The organism is Desulfobaculum senezii, assembly GCF_054657395.1.
The window spans coordinates 780,634-799,212 of record NZ_BAAHYU010000002.1; the positions used below are offsets into that span (position 1 = coordinate 780,634).

Sequence of the window (18,579 nt, forward strand, 5' to 3'; positions counted from 1 at the left end):
TCGTGCAAGCGTGCCACTGTTCGCTTTACGGTTAGTTCTGCGACGACACAGTTTTCATCAACATTTTCAGGATATCCGGTGCGGCAATCTCCACGGCCGGCCCGTCGCGCGTGGTTTGAAACTCCACCACCAGCCGCGCCCAGGCCTCCCCAGCCGGCAGAACTAAGCACTGACACAACACCCGTTCCCCATCTGGGCGCCGTACAACGGTGTTCGTCCCAACAGGCTCGCCCTCCAAAATCGCACGCTGCAGCCGCAGCCGCTCCTCAGGCCCGGCCAGCACCTCACGCCATTGCCCCAAGTCGCCACCCACGAACACCTCTTCCCGTTCCCGTCCAAGGAGCGCGCAATACGCCTCGCTCACAAACACCGGCTCCCGCCGCGCCGGCGCGCGAAGGCAGACCCGCACAAGTGCAGCGGGCAGCCATGGCGCGGAGCGCAAAAGGTCGGCATACGGCCGAATTTTGCAGGATTGGGCAGGCTTGCTCATAAGCCGTTGTTCTTGGCAGAGAATGCGCCAAACCGGAAGACTCGGCCATGTGTGTATTTGCGTCGAGATTACACAATCTTACGCCTACACAGGTTGCCCAGTGAATGGATTTTCTGTATCGCTTTGTGTGTTTGCACTGTGGTTAATGCATGAAGAGTTGAATCCGAATTGAGGAGTCTGTGATGGAGTATGTTCTTTTGGTGGGTGTCCTTTTTGTTGTCGTCATCGTGCCTTTGTGGAAAACGGCGAGTAAATTAAGGAACGAATTGGAGGCAACGCAGGAGCAAGCCGAGGCCTTGGCTAAAGATGTTGCGCGCCTTGCTGATGAACTGGACAAGGCACAAGGGGAGAAGGAGCAGCTAACGCGGGAGAAAGGGCGACTGGCGAGTGAACTGGAGCAGAAGCAAAAAGAGGTGCTCTCCCTCAGCAAGTACAGAGTGATCCGCGATGCGGAAGCCCGTAGCGAAGAGATTCTGACCACAGCGAAGGACGAATCGAAGAAAATGCGGGAGCGTGCCAAGGCGCAGCTTGATGCCACCGTGCAGGAGGCGCAGCGCATTGAAGCCGCAGCCAAAGCAGAGGCAGAACGCATAGCAGGAGATGCCTTTGAGGCAAAAGGCAAGGCCGATATGTACGAAAAAACCGTGCGCGCTATGCGGAATATTATCAATGGATACGGGGATGAGTACCTTGTACCCAACCGGAGTATCCTTGATTCGTTGGCCGAGGAGTTTGACCACCAACAGGCAGGGCAGGAGTTGAAAGCCGCGCGCAAGCACACGCGCGAGATGATCAAGCAAGGGTTGGCGGCAAATTGCGAGTATGTCGAGAAGAACAAAAAAGAAACGGCAATCCGTTTTGTGCTTGATGCCTTTAACGGCAAGGTGGATACGACGCTCGCCAAGGTTAAGCACGACAACCTCGGCAAGCTGAAGCAGGAAATCTTGGATGCATTCAGCCTTGTGAATCGAACGGGAGAGGCTTTCAGAAAGGCCCGCATCGAACCTGCCTACCTTGAAGCACGCTTAGACGAATTGCGCTGGGCTGTGACGACGAATGAACTCAAGCTCGAAGCACGCGAAGAACAACGCCGAATCAAAGAGGCCATGCGGGAAGAGGAAAAGGCGCGGCGCGAGTACGAGAAGGCTAGAAAGCAGGCTGAGAAGGAAGAAAAGGATATCGTCGCCAAGATGAAGAAGGCGCAGAAGGCACTTGAAGAGGCGAACGAGGAGCAGCGGGTGGCCTTTGAGCAGCAGCTGCAGGAGTTGCAAGAAAAGTTGGCCGAGGCAGAAGCCAAGAACGAACGCGCGTTGTCCATGGCCCAGCAAACGAGGCGTGGCCATGTATACGTTATTTCAAATGTGGGGTCGTTTGGGGAAGAGGTCTTCAAGATTGGCATGACTCGCCGACTTGAACCATTCGACCGTGTGCGCGAACTCGGCGACGCCAGCGTTCCGTTCCCGTTTGATGTCCACGCCATGCTCTTCAGTGAAGATGCTCCGGCGCTTGAGAACGCCTTGCATCATGAATTTGAGGCCCAGCAGGTGAACCTCGTTAACAACCGCAAAGAGTTCTTCAATGTAGGCATTACGCGCATCCGTGAGCTTGTTGAAGAAATGGGTATTGAGGCTCATTGGACGATGGAAGCGGAAGCGGCGCAGTATCGGGAATCGCAGACCTTGCGCACGGCGGCTCAGAAAGCCGAAGGCGCTGTGTCCGCAGCCTAACCTCATCTTCTTGTATAAACTGCCGCCCCCGGACCGGGCCACTTACCCCCTCACAGCCCAGTCCGGGAGGCAAACCAGCTACACAGCCTCGCGCTTTGGGGTATACCGCAGGGCGCTGTTGACCAAAAATTCGGAGCGGCTTTGTCCGGCCTTCTTGGCAGCTCGGTCGATTTTGGCCAAAGCGTAGCTCGGCACCGTGATGTTGATGCGCTTTGCCCGGCGGTCAAGGAAGGCCAGGTCCAGATCAACCAGCACCACCGCGCCGCCCTCGGCCTCTTCGCTGAGCACAGCCTTTTCAAGCGGGGTGGGGTCGGGCAGTTCGTCAACATCGTCCATCCACAACTCTATAGCATCCTGCACGTTTGCAAGCGCCTCTTCCATGGTATCCCCAGCGGTAGAGCATCCGGGAAAATCCAGAGTGCTGACACCGAAGCAGGAATCTTCGTCTTTATGAATAACAATTGGATACAACATAGGTTCCCCCTCAGGGGCTTTTGCCCCCTATGTAAGTTGTACTTGTGAGGTTCGTTCAATGTTTCGCAGGGTTCCGAGTGGCATGTCTTTTTTCGGTTGCGGCACGACAGCGCTGCGGCCATCTGGGTGCTTCAGCTTCAAGTGGCTTCCCTTCTGGCTCACCTCTTCAAACCCTGCCGCCTTGAGCTTCTTGATGATTTCCCTGCTGTTCATGAGACAAAAGTACACACCGTGTGTATATATGTCAAGAGGGTTACACACGGTGTGTATGAAAAGCGCAGCCCAAAAGAAAAGGGCCGCGCTTGGCGGCCCTTACATTCCTGAATTCCACTCTTGTCTCATTCCTCAAGCACAACCAGCGCCTGCGCTATAACCTCTTGCATCGGCGTGTCAGAGCCGGAAAAACCTTCAATGCAGGCGTCGAGCCAGCCGTTTTTGAGTGTGGTTTCGTCCAGTTCGTACCCCGCGTTTTCGGCCAGCAGGGAAAGGAAGCAGCGTATGGCGCGCCCGTTGCCTTCGCGGAAGGGGTGCGTGGCGTTGAGTTCCAGTGCGTAGTGGGCGGCTCTGGGGATGAAGTCGTCGGGCGGTAAGCCTTGCAAACAGTCCTCGTGCTGCAGGTTCGCGAGGAGGTTCGTCACAAAGCTGGCAATATGTGGAGGCAAGGCGAAGCGGGACGCGCCCTTGCGTATGGAGACGCACCGTTCTTCACCTGCCCAGTCGTAAACGTCTTGGAAAAGATGCCTGTGCAGAGCTTTGAGGTGGTCATAGTCGAAGGCGCCGCCCGGCAAGTCCTCAAGCATACGGTGGGCAGTAGAAAGGCGCTCGAACCTGTCGAGCGCCTCTTGTGTCTTGTGGCCGGCCTTGTTTTTTAGGACCGGAGAGTCATCGTACGTATAGACGTCATCATGCGAGTAGCGCGTTATCATAGCTTGGGAATCGCTCTTTCAGCTTGTTTTTCATCTGTTCGGAAGAGCACTCCTCGCGGACACATTCCTCAAACACGGCTATCTCTTCATCCGTCAGAGGCAAACCTTCAATCTCCAGCGACGCGATAGCATTCCGCAAACGCCGGGCCATAACCTCCCGGCGAGACTGGGGACGCTTCCTCGTGGCAAGGGTATAGACGTTTCGTGTTTTCATACAGGAAGAATAAGCACTTTGCCGGGAAAACGCAAACCATCCTTCACCCCCGCATCACCTCCCATTCCTGCGCCTGCCAACTCTCGTACCCGTCCCGCTCGCTCCACAGGCGCACGCCGAGGCGCGCGTTCAGGCCGCCGCCGGAGTCCGCGCGTTCCATGGCTTCGGTGTAGGTGAAGCTGTTCCCCAGCATGGCGCTGGCTGCGGCTTGCGCCTGTGCGCCGTCCACGCCCGCTGCGCCGCCCTCGGCCCGCAGGCTCAGGCGCACGTGCCGCGTTCCGGCTGGCAGCGGCAGGGTGATGGAGCGTGAGCGCCACGCCCCGGCGGTTTCCGTCCCGGCGTCCAGTTCGCCAATCTCTGCGCCGTCTGCGCCAAGGCATGTCAGTGTCAGGGCGGCCCGTGCGCCGTCGTCCACGGCCACCTGCCGCCACGCCGCCGTCACCTCGGCCAGCCCCGCGTCCACGGCAGCCAGCCGCACGCCGCTTGCGGCAAGGTCCACGTCCTGCTCCAGCACCGCGCCACCGCCAAGCACAAAGCACGCCGCCCCCTCCGCCGGGGTGGGGGCCGTTTCGCGCACTTCCGCTGCCCCGGCCGTAACGGCCCAGCCCGTCAGGTCTCCGGCCTCGGCGTTGCCGTTGACGATGCTCAGGGCCCACGCTTCACCCGAAACGCGCCGCAGCGTCCTGCCGCCATCGCCGGTGATCTCCAGCACGTAGCTTGTGCCCGGCTCCGGGCCGATGTCTCCGGCGTCCTGCGGAACAGGGGTGGCAGTCTGTTGCAGCCTGTCGCGGTGCGCCCAGCTAACGGTCAGGTCTCCGGTAATGGATTCGGGCCACGCCTCGCCGTTGATGCGCAGCCGTCCCGGCGGCAGGGGCCGCGCGGCGCGGGCGTCCATGCCCAGCGCGTCCACGGGCGCGTCCTCTGCCGCGCACACGCCCTTGCCCGTCATGGGCAGCAGACGCACCTGCACCTCCTCCCCGGCGGTCCACTCGCGCTGCACCACGCCGTCGCCGCCACCTGCCACCGGCGCCCACAGCCGCGCTCCGGCGGCATGGGCCTGCGGCACTGTGTCCAGCACGCCACGGTGAACCCGAGCGCCCGCGTCCATCAGTTCTACAATCTCTACAGCCTCGGCCCCAACGTAGGCCACGGCGGGCAACTCCACGCCTTCCCCGCGCAGGCCTCCGGCCAGCGGCAGCACCGTGTCCTGCACGCCCACGGGAGCGGACAGGCTGTCCGTGGCCGCAAACGCGCCAACGCCAGCCCCCGCAAACTCCATCCCCGCCGCCCGCGCCTCAATGCGGTAGCCCGTGGCGTCCGCTGTTGGCCGCCGCGCCAGCGCCAGCACGTATCCGGCTTCGGCGTCCAGCTCGCCAGCCTTGGCAAGTACCGCCAGCCATTCCTCGCTGGCGACGCGCCGCACAATCTCATAATAAGGCAGTTCCAGCAGCAGCCGCTCCGGAGCGGGCTGCGGGTCGGAAACCGGGTCCACCCAGCCGTCCACGGGTGCGCCATAGATGGCCCCGGTGGAGGAAAATACATCCTGCACCACGCGCAGGCGCACCTCGCCGGAGGTCAGGCGCCCTTGTGTGGCCTCGGCCACGCGCACCACCATGCGCTCAATGCCAAGGGGCGGCCACCGCAGGGCAAAAACGTCCCCCTGCCGCAGATGCGCCAGCGCGTCGCCCCCGGTGATGGTGGCCTGCGCCAGCATGGAGACCGCCTGCCGCAGCTCGCGCGAGCCAATACGCCCGGCCAGCTCCGGGTCCGTGATGAAGGGAAAGGACAGGTCCATGGGCTCGCCGCGTCCCTGTATGGCCTCGGCGGCGATGTCGTGGACGGTAACGGTGGCGGCTTTGCCCAGCTCGCGCCCGGTGTAGCTCACGGTGGCGCGGGTGGGGATGCCGCCCCAGCCCGGACGGGAATAGTCGGCCACGCTTTCAATCTCGCCCTCGCCGTATTCCGGCAGGGCGTCCGGGTCGTAGTCGTCGCGGATAAGCACAAGCTGCTGGCGTCCCGCCGCGTCCTCGCGCAGCACGCCGTCAATGTGCCGCAGCACCTCGTCAATAAAGTACGCCACAGGCCCGCTGGCATCCCACAGGCAGGACAGGCCGAAATCCTCTTCAGCCAGCCGCTCAGCCGCTGCGGCAAAGCTGTCGTCGTCTATCTGGTACGGCCAAAAGCCCCGGCCCCACACCCGGTCGGTCAGGCATTCGCGGATGATGTGCGCCGGGTTCGCGTCCCCGTGCGCGCCGATGACGCGGTGCGGACCGTTCCACCCCTTGGGCTGGCGCTCCACCTCCACCCACCACGCCTTGATGTAGCTGCTCATGGCGGACAGCCACGGCGAGCGCAGCACCAGCGACGCCACGCCGCGAAAGGCCACGGCTGCGCGCTCGCCGCCCACCTTGGGGAGCTTTGCGGAAAGGTAGTCGTTTGTCCCTTGCCCGGCCCCGCCGGGCAGCACATCCACCGCCCCTTGCACGCCGCCTTCGCGGTCCTCGCCGCCGTGCAGACTGGGAGCATTCACGGTGATGCGTCCGCCTGTGCAGTCGCCGTCCCACGCCACGCGTTCGCCAACAATGAGCCGCCGCACCCGGTCAATGGGACCGTGGCACAGCACCATGTGCATGCCCAGCCCGTACCAGTATCCCGCCGTGTAGGTGGTGGAGCCACCGCCGCCTTTTCCGCCGCCGCCCATCTAGTTCTCCTCCCGTGGCAGTTGCCGCGCGCACCACGTGCGCCATGCCGCCAGCCATGTGTCCTGCGCCTCGCTTAGGGCCGCCTGCGCCACAGCGCCGGCCATGGCGTCGCCGTCGGCCAAAAAGTCCGCCGCCGCGCGTCCGTGCTCCCGAAACTCGCGCCAGTCCCAACCCCGCGCCGCAAACCACGTCCGCACCCCGCGCATGCAGTAGCGCATGGCGCGCATGTGGCGCAGGCGCACGCGCACCCGCGCCGGGTCCGGGGCCGCAAGGGGCGCAGTCAGTGCGTCATGGTGCATCATGTGCTCCTCCGGATGGCCCGCGTGCGCAGGTCGCCAAACCACACCACGGACGGCGAGGTGATAATCACCCGCCCAAACACCACGGGGATGCTCCGGCCCTCTTCGGCCATAGGTATGTCAAAGTCCTCGATGCTGGCGGCCTTGGCGTTGTGCACTTTGGGCTTTGGCGGCTTGGGCCGCGTTACGTACGTCACCACGGACAGCGCCGCCAGTGCGATGAATCCCCACATACTCGCCTCCTAGACGATGGACCCGGTAAAGGGGTTGGTCTGCGGCAGCCACGGAAAGCCGCCGTAGTTTGCCGTGTTGGCAAAGGTGTTCTTGCAGGTGGCAAGCGTATGGTCGCACCCGGCGTAGGCGGCAACGCTGGCCCCCGCGCCAAGGCCGGGAATGCCCCCGGTCAGGGTCACGGCTTCGCCCGCGTGGGCCACAATCATGCGCCGCTCTTCACCGGCCACCAGTTCCCCGCCCACAAACCAGCCGTCGGTCCGGCTGGCAAACTCCGGGGCGTGGATCACGCTGCCGCGTACCTCGGCCAGCACGGCGTCCACCCGCCAGTTCTGGCGCAGCACGCCGCAGGCCGCTGAGTACAGCGGATGCGAACAACCGCGCGTCAGCCGCCGCACAGCGCCCCCGGCCTCCAGCCCGTCGCCGTAGGTGGCGCAAGCTATGCGGCAGGTTATGCGCCCAAACTGCACCCCGGCCACAATGCCGGACCACATGACGGCAAACGCCGCGCCGTCGCCGGACAGAATCTCCACCTCCACGCGTCCGGGCGGCACGCCGGGGATGAAGGCCTGCGCCAGCGGCAGGGTGTGCGCCGCTTCAATCTCTATTTGCGACTGCGCACTTTCTGCGGCGCGCCGGATGTCGCCGCGTTCAATGGGGGCGGGCGCGTAGGTCTCGCCCTTGTAGTCCACGGGCGTGTCCGCGCTGGTGTAGCACCACCGGCGCAGTCCCTGCCGGAATCGGTACAGCTCAAGAATCACAAGACGCCTCCGGAAAAATGCAAAGACGCCTCGGCCACGCCCGCGCGGTGGTGTGTCAGCTCCACGCGGTCAGCGGTCAGGCGGCTTTTGATGAGGTAACAGATGCGCGCGGCACCAGGGTGCAGCTCGCGCCCCACAGGGGTATCAATGGTCACAATGTCCACGTCTGCCCCGGCGGCGGCCACGCCCACAATGCGGCGCATGGCGATGATGTTCCCGGCGCGGTCCAGCACGGCAAGGTGCTGGCGGCGCGGGTCCAGATGATAGCCGCTGTGGTGCGCGCCGCGTACCCGCAGGTTCACGCCGTCCACGCCCACAGGGTCCAGCAGGTGAAAGTCGTCCTTCCAGGTGGGCACCCACAGGGTGCGGGAGCGCCCGCGCAGGTGGTGCAGCATTTGGCGCAGCGCCCATACGGCGGCGGTGGAGTCGGCCCGCACCCCGTGGGCGCTGTCCACCACATCGTGCCGCCAGCCGCTGGTCAGCAGCACGGGGCCGGTGGCGTAGTCCACCACGTCCATGTCGCGGTGCACTGTGCGGGGGAGCGTGCCGCCGGCAAGGCGCGGCGGCTGCGCCAGCACGGGCAGGCCGTCGTAGGTCAGTTCCGGCGTGTAGCCGGGGATGGCAGCGTTTTCCGTCACGGCAAAGCGCACGCGCGTATCGCGCAGTCCGGCGCCGCGTTCGGTGTGGGTGGGGTCTTCGGCAAGGGTGGCCATGCGTCCGGGCAGCACCAAACACCCGGCGGGGTAGTCTCCCTGCACAGGCTGGGCAAGGTCCAGCGCCCCGCTGGTGACGCCGGACACCATCACCGCCTCGCTGCGGCGGTCACTGCCCCACAGTACGGCCACGCCCCCGGCGCGAAAGTCCGCATGCGCCGTGTCCACCAGCACGGCCGCGTCGCCTGCGCGGACTGGTCCCGCGCTGCGGCGCAGCTCCCACCAGATGGGCACGCACCACACGCGCGACCGCCACGCCCAGATGCGCGCGTCCATGTGCGCCTGCTCGGCCTCGTCGGCCAGACGCGTGGCGTATTCAAAGCCCTGCCTCGGCGCGCCGCGTAGGGCGGTGCGCTGCTCGTCTCCGGCATGGGTACGCCGCACGCGTGTCAGCCATTCCAGCGACTCCACTATGGGCTGCTGCGGCCGCCACGCCCACACCACAATGCGCCGCCCGGTCACGGTCAGTGTCACCGCCGCGCCGGGGAATTCCCACGTCAGCCGCGTTTCAAAGCCCGCCGCGCCATCAAGGGGCACGCGCACCGTGTACGTTGCCTCGCCCAGCGCGGGGATGGCAAAGGGCGCCTCCGGCCCTATCAGCTCCACCTCGCCGCCTTGTGCGCTGGTAAGGGCTGTGCAGGTTACGGGCGCGGCGTGGGTGTTCCACAGGCTCACAGCGTGCACCTGCTCCCCCACAATGTTCCCGCAGTCGATGCGGATGGGCGACAGATGCACCTGATCGGCAATCAGGTCCAAGTACGAGCCTACATACACCCCGCCATGCGCGTCCGGCACGGCGGCGGTGGGCTGGGCGCTATGGTGCGGGCCGTTGACGGGCGCCGGAGTAGGCATGCCGAAAGCGGTGATTCCCGGCCATTCCAGAATGCTCCGTGCACTCTCGGCAGGTGCCCCGCCGGTCAGAGATGGAATTTGAAAACCAGCGTACGAGCTCATGGCCTATGCTCCGTCATAAAGGAGTGCGAGGGCATGTAGGTTGCTCGCCGTGGACACAGGCAAAATCATCCACGCCGTATCTCCAAGGCGGACAACCTCACCCATTTTGTAGACATCGGAGCGCGTAATGCGCATCCCCGGCACTTCGCCGAGAATGCAGGTTTTGACGGAACATCCGGATTTTTCGTAGGCGTGCAGATACAGCGGCAACAGCGGATGAATCCCCGCAAAGCTCGGGGCCGAGTAGCGCAGCAAAGCCTCGGTAAAGCGGCTTTCAGTCAAGGCTGCGTTGGAGAGCCGAGGGTCATTAAGACCCTTATCGAAATACACCCAGCCTCCGGAGTTGGCGTTAGCGGGGCATAAAGAGGGAATGTAACACCCGCCACTCATTTCGCTCATGAAGTATTCATTATAGCTAGGCCAAAGTAGCTCAAGGCTTTTAGCAGACCCTGCACAAAAAAGCCCACCGTCATATTGGCCGAATTTGTGTACATCGCCGGCCACCAAGTGCCGCCACTTCCCAATGCTCCACTCGACGGAAATGCACAAAGAGACAGGATTATTGCAGAGGAAAACATGGCACGCCGGCGTCACACCGGGTTCGATGCGAATGGCAGAGCCAACGCTTGTGCCCTCATCAGTGTAATAATTCCGGGGATAATTCCCTTGTGTGTCCCACGGTAACTCAGCGTTAAAGCCATCGGAAGGATACAGGGCCAAACCAGTTAACTGGCGACGGTATTGCGTATATCCATCAATCGTTCCGTTTGACCAAGACCCTGTTGAATAGACGCTTGCACGAGTTGCCGACCGAAGGTGCAGATAGACATCCCCATTGTGTACATGGAGTCGGTATCCTTCATTGGAAGCCGAGCCAGAATATGTAGCGTAGCTCGACGCGTCGTGCGCCCACTTGTCGAGCGACCACCCATTAGCGGTCAAAAAATCCCGAATGGCCTCCAGTAACACATGGGGGCTTTGAATGTCCGTCAAATGCAAGTAGGGCATATGGCCTCCTTACGCTTTGCGCAGCGCCATATACGATCTGGCGTCAGTTTTATGTCCGCCGGAGAACACAATGTATTCCCCGTCCGCCCGCGTGATCACGTCCTCGGCGGCCACCCCCGTTCCACCCAAAAAGAAAACACCGTCAAATTCGCCAAAAATACCTTTGGCATTCGCCTGCCGTGAGCAGAGTATGAAGGGGTAAAGCACTCTTTCGCCATTTGGTGTTTCGTTTCTGTATTCAAAGCTGGAAGGCCATACGTTGAGGAGGTCAAGGCGGCTCGTCCCGTACCTATAATTAATGAATGAAAGCCACGTCCCGTGGAGAAATTTGCATGAACCTTTCTTGTTCAGTGTGCTTTTTGGATCAAACGGGTTGAAGAATGCAGAGTTGTACTCTTCCTGCACATTCCACGCACTATTGCGGTCACTGCACCCACCAATCAGCAGCGGATAGGGCAAGTTGCTGGGCGGGCCGTAGGGCAGAATGAGGCCCAAATACCCCACCTGATAGGTGGTGCTCGCCTTCACCACAACCACGATGCGCCGGGCGTTCACGCTCAGCCAATACCGCAGCCCTCCATCCATGAGCAGCAGACGCGGCGCGTAGCTGTCTATGGCGCCGGGCTGTGCGTCAAAGGTCAGCGCCGGGTCAAAGCCCGTAAAGCCCTGCAGCCGCCAGTTATAACCGCCAATCTCATTGGTTTCCGTGCGTGCGCCCACGTACACCTGCTGGCCGCCGCTGTCCGGCCCGCGCAGGACCAGCTCGTCCGGCTCGTGTCCCGCTCCCTGCTCATAGCGCAGGGCCGTCCAGCCCTGCGCCACGGCGAAGGCCTTCAGCTTCGCCAGCATGTCCTTGTAGTCCGTGGCCGTTCCCGTCTCGAATGCCATCTATACAATCTCCCTCAGGGTCTGGCGGTTTTTGCGGATGATGTTCATCACGGTGCGCTCGCCCTCGGCGCTGCCCAGATAGCCCGCAGCCGTGTCCTTTTCGTCCACCACATTCACCACACGCACGTTCACCTGCGGCGGCTCGGTGCTGGCCGGGCGCAGGTTGTCGCGGTGGCGCGGGTCGTCCTCGGTCAGCACCTCCTCGCGCCGGCGCAGTATGGCGGGCACCTCATCAGGGGCGAGGCCCGCAATGCCGCCGGAGTGGTAGCGCGGCGCGCCAACAAACGCGGCAGGAGAGACGCCGCGGGACATGCCCCCCTCGCCAACCACGCCGCCGCTGTGAAACAGGCCTGCAAACATGGACACCACGCCCCCAGCCTCGGCCGATGACGCTCCGCCCAGCAGCGCGGCAAGCGGCCCGGTAATCTGCTGCTGAATGAGCATCCGCGACAAATCAGCGGCCATGCTCGACACCATGTCCCGCCAGGCAAACTTGCCCGTGGTGGTCACGTTCACCAGCTGGTCCTCCAGCGAATGCAGGCTGCCGCCCACAAAGGTCTCCATCTGCGCGCCCCAGTTGGATGCTTCGTCCACATACCGCGACAGCGCCCGCGCCATCCCGTCAGCCGCCTCGCGCGAGGCGGCAAGGCGCTGCTCTTCGACGCCCTCCAGCTTGGCGGACAGCCACTCCTGCACCTGCAGCCTGTCAGCCCCAGCCCGCTCCCACGCCTCGGCCTGCGCGCGGGCCGCCTCCTCGGCGAGAGCGGTTTCGCCCTCTGTCACGCGGGTGTACTCGGTGTGGAAGTCGGCGAGGGCCTGTTTCTGCTTGGCAAGGGCGTCGGCAAAGGCCGTGTCCTCGGCCTGCTTGCGCGCGTCAAAGGGATGGTCGGTAAAGTATCCGGAGAGCGCCGGGGACATGGTGAAGCTGTCTTGCGCGGTGCTCGTTGATGTTTCTTTGGGGGCGTCTTTTGGCGGCTTGTCTTTCTTGGGCTTTTGCTGCGCCTTAAATTCGGCTTCAAGCGCCCCCTTATCAATGACGCGTCCTCGCGTCGGCGCGCTGTTCATGAGGGCGCGGTCTTTGCGGGCAATTTCCAGCTTGTGGAGCAGGTCCACCATTTCCTCGGGGCTGGCATCTCGTACATCGTCCCAAGAGAGTTCGCCTGCGGCAGCAGCGCGTATGCCAAGGAATGAGTTCCTCAATGTGTCCATCAGCGCAAGGGACATGCCCAAGACGGCCACGCCCTTCTTGCCACCGACTATGGCACCAATGAAGCCAACGGATTTCACCTCGTCCGGCAGGGAATTCCAGCCGGACACTGCGCTGCTGGTCAGGTCGGAAATGTCCGACGCCACCGGCGCGAGGGAATCGGAAAAGCGCACAGCGTCGTTGGCGAACTCAGCAAATTCGCCCTTATTCTCGGTCACAAATTCCCGAAACGCTTTCGACGCTTCAAGCACAGCCGGCGCCAGCTCTTCGCCGATGTCGGCGGCGGCCATGTTGAGGGTGTTGCGCGTCAGGTCCATCTGCTTGCGGAAGGACTTGGAGGCCTCGGTGGCTTCGTCGGTCAGCGCGGTCCCGTTTTTCACCTCCTGCAGGGCAATGCGCAGGGCGCGGCCCACTTCATCGCTGCGGGTGGCGATGGTCGGCAGCACCTTGAGGATTTCCTCGCCTTTGAGGCCAAATTTTTCCAGCTCCGCCGCCGCACTGCCGCCGCTGTCAATCACGCCGCCAAGACCAGCCACAAACAGGCGGAACGCCTCGGGCGAGTCCGTGGCAAATATGCGGCGCAACTCCGTCCCGGTGCGTCCTGTCAGGCGTTCCAACTCGCGGAGCTGGTCGCCGCCTGCGCGAATGGCAGAGTCGATGGCGCGGAATACGCGCCCAACGGCAGAGCCGCCCAGTTCCGCGCGCACACCCATACTCTTGAGCGCAGCGCCCAGGGCGGCGGCTTCCGCGCTGCTCACTTCAAAAGCGGCCGTGGCCTGCCCCACCTCGGTGCCCACGGCCGCAATTTCGCTTTCCGTGGCCGCAAACTGGTTGCCCAGCGCCACGATAACGGCGCCCAGCGTATCCACCTCGCTGGCGGCTTCGCCGGCCACATTCAGCATGCGGGCCAGTGTGGTCGCTGCCTCTTCGCCCTGCATGTCTGTGGCCATGCCCAGCATGCCCACAGTCTCGGTAAAGGCGAGGATGTCGTCCTTGCCCTGCACACCCAGCTGACCAGCTGCCTGGGCGATGCCCAGCAGCTCCGCCGTGGTGGCTGGAATGGTGGTGGTCAGTTGCTGGATGTTGTCACCCAGTCCGGCCAGCGCGTCGCCGCTTATGCCCGTGGTCTTCTTGATACCAATGAGCCCGTCGTCCAGCGTGGCAAACTGGTCCAGCACGTGGTGCAGGGCTACGCCCGCACCAAGGCCAACCAGCGCGCCCTGCAAGGACATGACGTTGCGCGTCAGCCCCTGCACACTGGCCGAGGTGCGTCGGAACGTTGCCGTCGCGGTGTCTCGCGCGGAGACAATGATGCGTGTATGCAGGTTGCTCATGTGGTCTCGTTCCTCTCACTCGCTCGTTGCAATTCAAACCGTTCCAACCCCTGCACCAGCTCCAGCACCCTTGGCGTCACGTCCACGTCCACAATGTCGGCCACGGCAAAGAGGGCGGGGTAGTCCAGCCCCACCACGCCAAAGCCCGTGGCGCGCCACTGGGTGCAGGCCGCCCGCCACAGGCGGTAGGCCTCGGCGTTGTCTGCGTGCAGCTGCGGGCGGCCGTCCAGCCACTCGCAGCCGGCGCAGTGTGGCGGGCCTAGGTGGTGCTTTCGGCAGTCGGCGCAGTAGGCTGCTCGGTCTGGGTCGGACTCCCATTCCCAGACCGAAACAAGTTTTTTATGGCCTCTTCGGTGGCACCATAGGTGAAGGCGATTGTCGCGTGATACACCGCCAGCGTGTCGCGGTTGCTTTCGCTCAGCGTCTGGCACGTGGCTTCGCCGTAGGCGGCGTGCAGCACCGCGTCCACGTGGTCGTTCACGGCGTCTTCGTCGGTCCGGTCCAGGGCGCGTTCACGCTGGCTCATGGCCTTGGCGTCCGTGCGGCTCAGGGAGGCGATGGAAAAGGCCTCGCCGTTCGTCAGGGTAATATCCATTACAGCACCTCGTGGGCGTCATTGTTGGTCAGGGTCACCACAACGGCGGAGCCGCCCGCGTGGTCGTCCAGATAGGCCTGCCACGGCAGTTCCAGCCGGATGCCTTGGGGGCCGTCCACGCCCGGCGTCTGGCGGGAGAACTGCACCTCGTTAAACGCAAACGTCAGGCGCGAGTCCGCGCCGCCGTCAAAGGTGATTTCAAGGCTCGTTTCTTCGCTGGTCATGGCCTTGTCCAGCAGGGTCATATCCGTGAACAGACACGTCATGGAGCCGGAGACGGACAGCAGCCCCTCGGGGATGTCCCCGCGTACGCCGCCGCCACCAATCACGTAGCCGTCGCCGTCCAGATTGAAGTTGATGTCAAAGTCCATCGCCGTGCCGATGCCCAGCACCTGGCCACCTTCTTTCACGCTGGCCTGAAAGTTGTTCAGGCGTTTCAGGGAGAGCGGGGTGGGGTCGGCCTGATAGGGCGACGGCGAAAACTCCTCGGTGGCGCCCATGATGTCCAGCCCGGCGGTCAGCTCGCCGTCGCCGCCCACGCTCATGGACAGGCTGCCCACCTTGCACCCCGCGCAGGTGGCGTAGCTCACGGGCGTGGTGGCAAAGCGGTTCTCCAGAATCATGCTCGGCTGGGAGTCGCCTACGGTGAACGTGTGCGTGTACGGTCCCGTGCCCGTGGTTTCGGGCGCGCCAAAGGCGGCCGTCAGCCAGTACCAAAATGCGCAGGAGTCCACGGGCACCGTCACCTGGCCGGATACATCCAGATTCCCGTCAAAGGGCATCACGGGGTTGCGCGTGCCCGTGATGGTGTCGCTGTTGTTTTTGGCGCGGCTGCCCCGCACGCTGTACCCGTTAATGGGCACAACCACGGCGCCGGGGATGTCCGGCGGCGTGCGGAATGCTTTTTCAAAGTCGAGAGCGATGCGGCTTTTGTAGCCTCTGGCCTGCGGATTCATACGCGTACCTCCTACCAGTCGCGCGAGCCGTCGAGCACGGCGTCGGTTGCGGTTGTGATTTCCAGTCCCTTCATCACCAGCGGATAGGCATCCGGGAAAAGTTCTCCCTCCACCGTTTGCGGCAGGTAGGGCGTGCGGGAGAGGGCGTCCAGCACCAGCGCGGCCAGCTCCTCCACTTGGCCGATGGCCGGGTAGACCACCACTCGCCCGTCGTCTCCTGCAGGCGTCCGTCCGGCTTCCTCGGCGGACACGCAACACACCACCACCAGCGTGTACGAGGGCCGGGCGTTCTCCAGTCCGGTGCTGTCGGCGAGGCCCTCAATGGCAATCCATGGGCAATCCTCTACGGACGGCGGGTGGCGGCTGTCGGAGCCGTCAAAGAGTACAGGCAGCTTGCCCAGCTCCGCCTCGGCAAAGGCGCTCAGCGCTGCGTCTGTTTGCAGCGCCTGCACCCACGCGCCGGTGATGTCGGTCAGTTTGGGAAAGTTCATGCGCCCTCCTTGAGCAGTCTGTTGACGTAGCGCGAGGCCTCGCGGGCGTGGAATCCGCGCAGATAGGCCTGTATGCGGTACTCCACGCGCTGCACGATTTCGTTTTCCTTTTGCGCGAACAGCGGCGCCACCAGCGGGCGCGGCTCGTTTTCGATAAATGTGGTTTCCTTGGCGATGGGGATGCCGGCAGCCCAAAACATGCGCCGCATGGCGGGCGTCACAGGCTGGCGGCGCTTGAAGGGAAAGCTCCCGGCCTCGCCCAGCAGGCCGCCCTGCAGCATTTTGGCAAAGGGCGCCGTGCGTCCCAGAAAGCCCACGGTCAGCTGCATCTTTTGGGGGTTGTAGTTGTAGCGTACACCGCCCCTGCCAATCATCTTGCCGGAGCCGAAGGCCTGCTTATGCCCAGGCCGGCCCAGCCGCCGGTACGGATTGCCCGTGGTGAGGGCGGCGGAAAGGCTGCCGGCGTTTCGCAGTTTCTTGCGCCTCCAGCTCTTTTGCTTGCGCTTCCAGCTCTTTTTGATCAGGCCGCGCTGCCCGCGTTCAATGGGGCGATAGACGCTAATGAGGGAGCGGTCCGCCCACCGCTGGCCGATGGTCTTGCCGCCGGAGCGCATGGCGGTCTTGATCTGTCCGGCCAGCCAGTAGCCTTGCGAGCGCACGGCCCGGTCAAATTCCTTGGGGAAGGTTTCGGCCAGCCAATGCATGAATGGCCCGGCGTCGCCGTCCATCCGCACCAGCGTGTTCCCGCGTCCCGGTGCGGGCAGCCCGGTGTTTTGCCGCAGCATTTACCTGTGCCCTCCGCGTTCACCGCGGGAGCACCACAGCCGCCACATAGCCCCGCACATGGCCGGGCCGCTCCGGCGCACGGTCCACACCGCGCCGCTTTCGTCGGTCAGGGTGTCGGCGTCGCGCCGGGGCGTGGGGATGTCCTCGGCGTGGATGAGGGCCAGCGCCCACAAGGCCTGCGCGTAGCCGAATTCGTTGGCAACGCCAGACGGCGCGGACGCCATGTCCGGCTCCCGGTTGAGGAGTGCCGGCACGCTCGCGGCCTTGCCGCCTCGGGGCGCGTACACCACCGCTTCGGCGCCGGGGCCGCCAAGAATCACGCGCGCGTCACGCCGCATGAAGTCCGGGGTCGTCATTTCGCCGCCGCCTTTTCTTCACGCATCAGCCCCCGCGCGCGGAAGAATTCCAGCACAATGGGCATCACGTTCTTGATGGCCCGCTCGCCAAAAAGGAACGTCAGCACAAGAAAGTTCAGCCCCACAAAGGCCACACCCTCGGGCGTCCACGAGCCGGGCACCAACTGCCCATCCCGGAACATGGACGGCGTTTGCATGGTGATGGATATGCGCCCAGTAAATACGCCAACGTCCGCCCACAACGTCATAAAGCCAAAGGCCGGGCGCTGAAGCCCGCGCAAAAACACAATCACCCGGCCAATAAGGCCAAACTGCGCAAGGTCTTTGGCCGTTCCCTCCATGGCTTTGATGCGGTCATTGAATGCCGCCACCATCTGCGCCGCGCGGTCCATCAGGTCCATGTTCCGCTGGTGCTCGGCGTCCTTGATGCGCATGGAGAGCTGGGCCTTTTCCGCCTCGCTCATACTTGGGGGAAAGTAGTCCTGCACCGCATCGATGATGGACCCCACAGCGCCCTTGCCGTCGCCGCCGAAAAGAAGGTTCTTTGCCGTCGTCAGCAGATTCATGCCCACCTCCTAGCTATAGAGCCACGTCACGCGCTGGTCCTTGTCCGGGTCGTCGTCCGCGTGGACGAAGTCCTTGCCGATGCCAATGCGCGTGAACCCGGCGGCGATGAGGCCGGACACGATGAGGAACCGCGCCCGGCTGCCCACGGCCTTGATGTCCACGGCGTGGCATTCATGCTCATCCGTGGCGAGGTGCGCGGACTCCGCGCTGCCGCCCACGCGGGCGTTGTGTGCTTTGCAGCGGCAGGCGCTGGTCAGGATGAAGGGCACGTCCGCAATCTGCCGCGCAGTGTTCAGGCGCAGCAGGGTCTCGGGGTGCATGTTGGCCCGCCCGCACCCGCATTTGCACTCCAGTTCGTGGGCCTTGAAATAGTTCTTCATGCGTCACCTCTCACGTTGAGGATTTCGTCCATTTCCTTGGGGTCCAGCCCGAGCCGCACAATGATCTTGCGGATCATTTCAAACTGGACGTTCTGCCCGCACTTGATCTTTTTCAGTTCGTCCAGAATCGCCCGGTCCCTGTCGGTCACGCCTTGGTGGCGCAGGGCGCACTCACTGCGCGGCACGAACTGCCGCCGCATCGCAGCAATGGTGCCCACCACGCCAACGGCAAAGGAGCCAGCGGAAATCAGAGTCGTTTCAAGTCCGGTCACGTGGGGGCCTCCGGGGCTGCGGTTCACACTGAGGGGGGAGGCGGATCCACCGCCCGCCGCCCGCCTCAGCCCCGGTCCGGCAGGAGCACGAAGCGCCGGACCGGGGAGGGGTCAGGCTGCCCCAAAACGGCAATCTGCGGCGTTGCTTCGGCAAGTCCAAACCCTCGCGTATTGCATATACGCGTCGGCCTTGAACTTCTCTCGCGCCTTGTATCTCACCATTTTTGAGCAGCCTGCACGTTGGGACA

Annotated in this window: 22 protein-coding genes; 1 reads left to right on the forward strand and 21 read right to left on the reverse strand. The window is 63.6% G+C overall.

What is annotated here, in order from left to right:
* Positions 1-31: 31 nt before the first annotated feature.
* A complete protein-coding gene (locus tag ACYQ2T_RS04235; protein ID WP_459898707.1) occupies positions 32-490 on the reverse strand; it encodes a PAS domain-containing protein in 459 nt (152 codons plus the stop codon).
* A gap of 182 nt (positions 491-672) precedes the next feature.
* On the opposite strand from ACYQ2T_RS04235, the gene ACYQ2T_RS04240 reads away from it, so the two are divergent.
* Complete coding sequence (locus ACYQ2T_RS04240) at positions 673-2,217, forward strand: SNIPE associated domain-containing protein (RefSeq protein ID WP_459898709.1); 1,545 nt, start codon at positions 673-675, stop codon at positions 2,215-2,217.
* Positions 2,218-2,295: 78 nt separating this feature from the next.
* Here ACYQ2T_RS04240 and ACYQ2T_RS04245 read toward each other — a convergent pair whose 3' ends face one another.
* From ACYQ2T_RS04245 to ACYQ2T_RS04345, 20 genes are all read right to left on the reverse strand, one after another.
* The gene (locus ACYQ2T_RS04245) at positions 2,296-2,691 is read right to left on the reverse strand and encodes a type II toxin-antitoxin system HicB family antitoxin (protein ID WP_459898711.1); all 396 of its coding nucleotides are present in this window, start codon (positions 2,689-2,691) and stop codon (positions 2,296-2,298) included.
* A 27-nt stretch (positions 2,692-2,718) separates the two neighbouring features.
* On the reverse strand, positions 2,719-2,904 hold the full coding sequence (locus tag ACYQ2T_RS04250) for a type II toxin-antitoxin system HicA family toxin (protein ID WP_459898713.1): 186 nt from the start codon (positions 2,902-2,904) through the stop codon (positions 2,719-2,721).
* 125 nt (positions 2,905-3,029) lie between these two features.
* Complete coding sequence (locus ACYQ2T_RS04255; RefSeq protein ID WP_459898715.1) at positions 3,030-3,617, reverse strand: Fic/DOC family protein; 588 nt, start codon at positions 3,615-3,617, stop codon at positions 3,030-3,032.
* Positions 3,618-3,874: 257 nt separating this feature from the next.
* Positions 3,875-6,532, reverse strand: a complete 2,658-nt coding sequence (locus tag ACYQ2T_RS04265; protein ID WP_459898719.1) for a phage tail protein — start codon at positions 6,530-6,532, stop codon at positions 3,875-3,877.
* Positions 6,533-6,835 (reverse strand): hypothetical protein, encoded by a 303-nt coding sequence (locus tag ACYQ2T_RS04270; protein ID WP_459898720.1) that lies wholly within the window; start codon positions 6,833-6,835, stop codon positions 6,533-6,535.
* The gene (locus ACYQ2T_RS04275; RefSeq protein ID WP_459898721.1) at positions 6,832-7,065 is read right to left on the reverse strand and encodes a hypothetical protein; all 234 of its coding nucleotides are present in this window, start codon (positions 7,063-7,065) and stop codon (positions 6,832-6,834) included. The genes ACYQ2T_RS04270 and ACYQ2T_RS04275 overlap by 4 nt, the downstream gene beginning before the upstream one ends.
* A gap of 9 nt (positions 7,066-7,074) precedes the next feature.
* Positions 7,075-7,824 carry a phage BR0599 family protein gene (locus ACYQ2T_RS04280; protein ID WP_459898723.1) on the reverse strand — a complete coding sequence of 250 codons (750 nt, stop codon included), beginning with the start codon at positions 7,822-7,824 and terminating at the stop codon, positions 7,075-7,077.
* Positions 7,821-9,389 (reverse strand): hypothetical protein, encoded by a 1,569-nt coding sequence (locus ACYQ2T_RS04285; protein ID WP_459898725.1) that lies wholly within the window; start codon positions 9,387-9,389, stop codon positions 7,821-7,823. The genes ACYQ2T_RS04280 and ACYQ2T_RS04285 overlap by 4 nt, the downstream gene beginning before the upstream one ends.
* A 105-nt stretch (positions 9,390-9,494) precedes the next feature.
* Positions 9,495-10,499 (reverse strand): hypothetical protein, encoded by a 1,005-nt coding sequence (locus ACYQ2T_RS04290; RefSeq protein WP_459898726.1) that lies wholly within the window; start codon positions 10,497-10,499, stop codon positions 9,495-9,497.
* 9 nt (positions 10,500-10,508) lie between these two features.
* Positions 10,509-11,387 (reverse strand): hypothetical protein, encoded by an 879-nt coding sequence (locus ACYQ2T_RS04295; RefSeq protein ID WP_459898728.1) that lies wholly within the window; start codon positions 11,385-11,387, stop codon positions 10,509-10,511.
* On the reverse strand, positions 11,388-13,928 hold the full coding sequence (locus tag ACYQ2T_RS04300; RefSeq protein WP_459898730.1) for a phage tail tape measure protein: 2,541 nt from the start codon (positions 13,926-13,928) through the stop codon (positions 11,388-11,390).
* The gene (locus ACYQ2T_RS04305) at positions 13,925-14,158 is read right to left on the reverse strand and encodes a DUF1799 domain-containing protein (RefSeq protein ID WP_459900084.1); all 234 of its coding nucleotides are present in this window, start codon (positions 14,156-14,158) and stop codon (positions 13,925-13,927) included. The genes ACYQ2T_RS04300 and ACYQ2T_RS04305 overlap by 4 nt, the downstream gene beginning before the upstream one ends.
* A gap of 29 nt (positions 14,159-14,187) precedes the next feature.
* A complete protein-coding gene (locus tag ACYQ2T_RS04310) occupies positions 14,188-14,523 on the reverse strand; it encodes a hypothetical protein (protein WP_459900102.1) in 336 nt (111 codons plus the stop codon).
* Complete coding sequence (locus tag ACYQ2T_RS04315; RefSeq protein WP_459898732.1) at positions 14,523-15,479, reverse strand: phage tail tube protein; 957 nt, start codon at positions 15,477-15,479, stop codon at positions 14,523-14,525. Before ACYQ2T_RS04315 ends, ACYQ2T_RS04310 begins: the two co-directional genes overlap by 1 nt.
* Before the next feature lie 11 nt (positions 15,480-15,490).
* On the reverse strand, positions 15,491-15,970 hold the full coding sequence (locus ACYQ2T_RS04320) for a hypothetical protein (RefSeq protein ID WP_459898734.1): 480 nt from the start codon (positions 15,968-15,970) through the stop codon (positions 15,491-15,493).
* The gene (locus ACYQ2T_RS04325) at positions 15,967-16,755 is read right to left on the reverse strand and encodes a hypothetical protein (RefSeq protein ID WP_459898736.1); all 789 of its coding nucleotides are present in this window, start codon (positions 16,753-16,755) and stop codon (positions 15,967-15,969) included. The genes ACYQ2T_RS04320 and ACYQ2T_RS04325 overlap by 4 nt, the downstream gene beginning before the upstream one ends.
* Complete coding sequence (locus tag ACYQ2T_RS04330) at positions 16,756-17,112, reverse strand: hypothetical protein (protein WP_459898737.1); 357 nt, start codon at positions 17,110-17,112, stop codon at positions 16,756-16,758.
* Complete coding sequence (locus tag ACYQ2T_RS04335; RefSeq protein WP_459898739.1) at positions 17,109-17,678, reverse strand: hypothetical protein; 570 nt, start codon at positions 17,676-17,678, stop codon at positions 17,109-17,111. Before ACYQ2T_RS04335 ends, ACYQ2T_RS04330 begins: the two co-directional genes overlap by 4 nt.
* A gap of 9 nt (positions 17,679-17,687) precedes the next feature.
* Positions 17,688-18,059, reverse strand: a complete 372-nt coding sequence (locus tag ACYQ2T_RS04340) for a D-Ala-D-Ala carboxypeptidase family metallohydrolase (protein WP_459898741.1) — start codon at positions 18,057-18,059, stop codon at positions 17,688-17,690.
* Complete coding sequence (locus ACYQ2T_RS04345) at positions 18,056-18,331, reverse strand: hypothetical protein (protein ID WP_459898743.1); 276 nt, start codon at positions 18,329-18,331, stop codon at positions 18,056-18,058. The genes ACYQ2T_RS04340 and ACYQ2T_RS04345 overlap by 4 nt, the downstream gene beginning before the upstream one ends.
* Between the last annotated feature and the right edge of the window lie 248 nt (positions 18,332-18,579).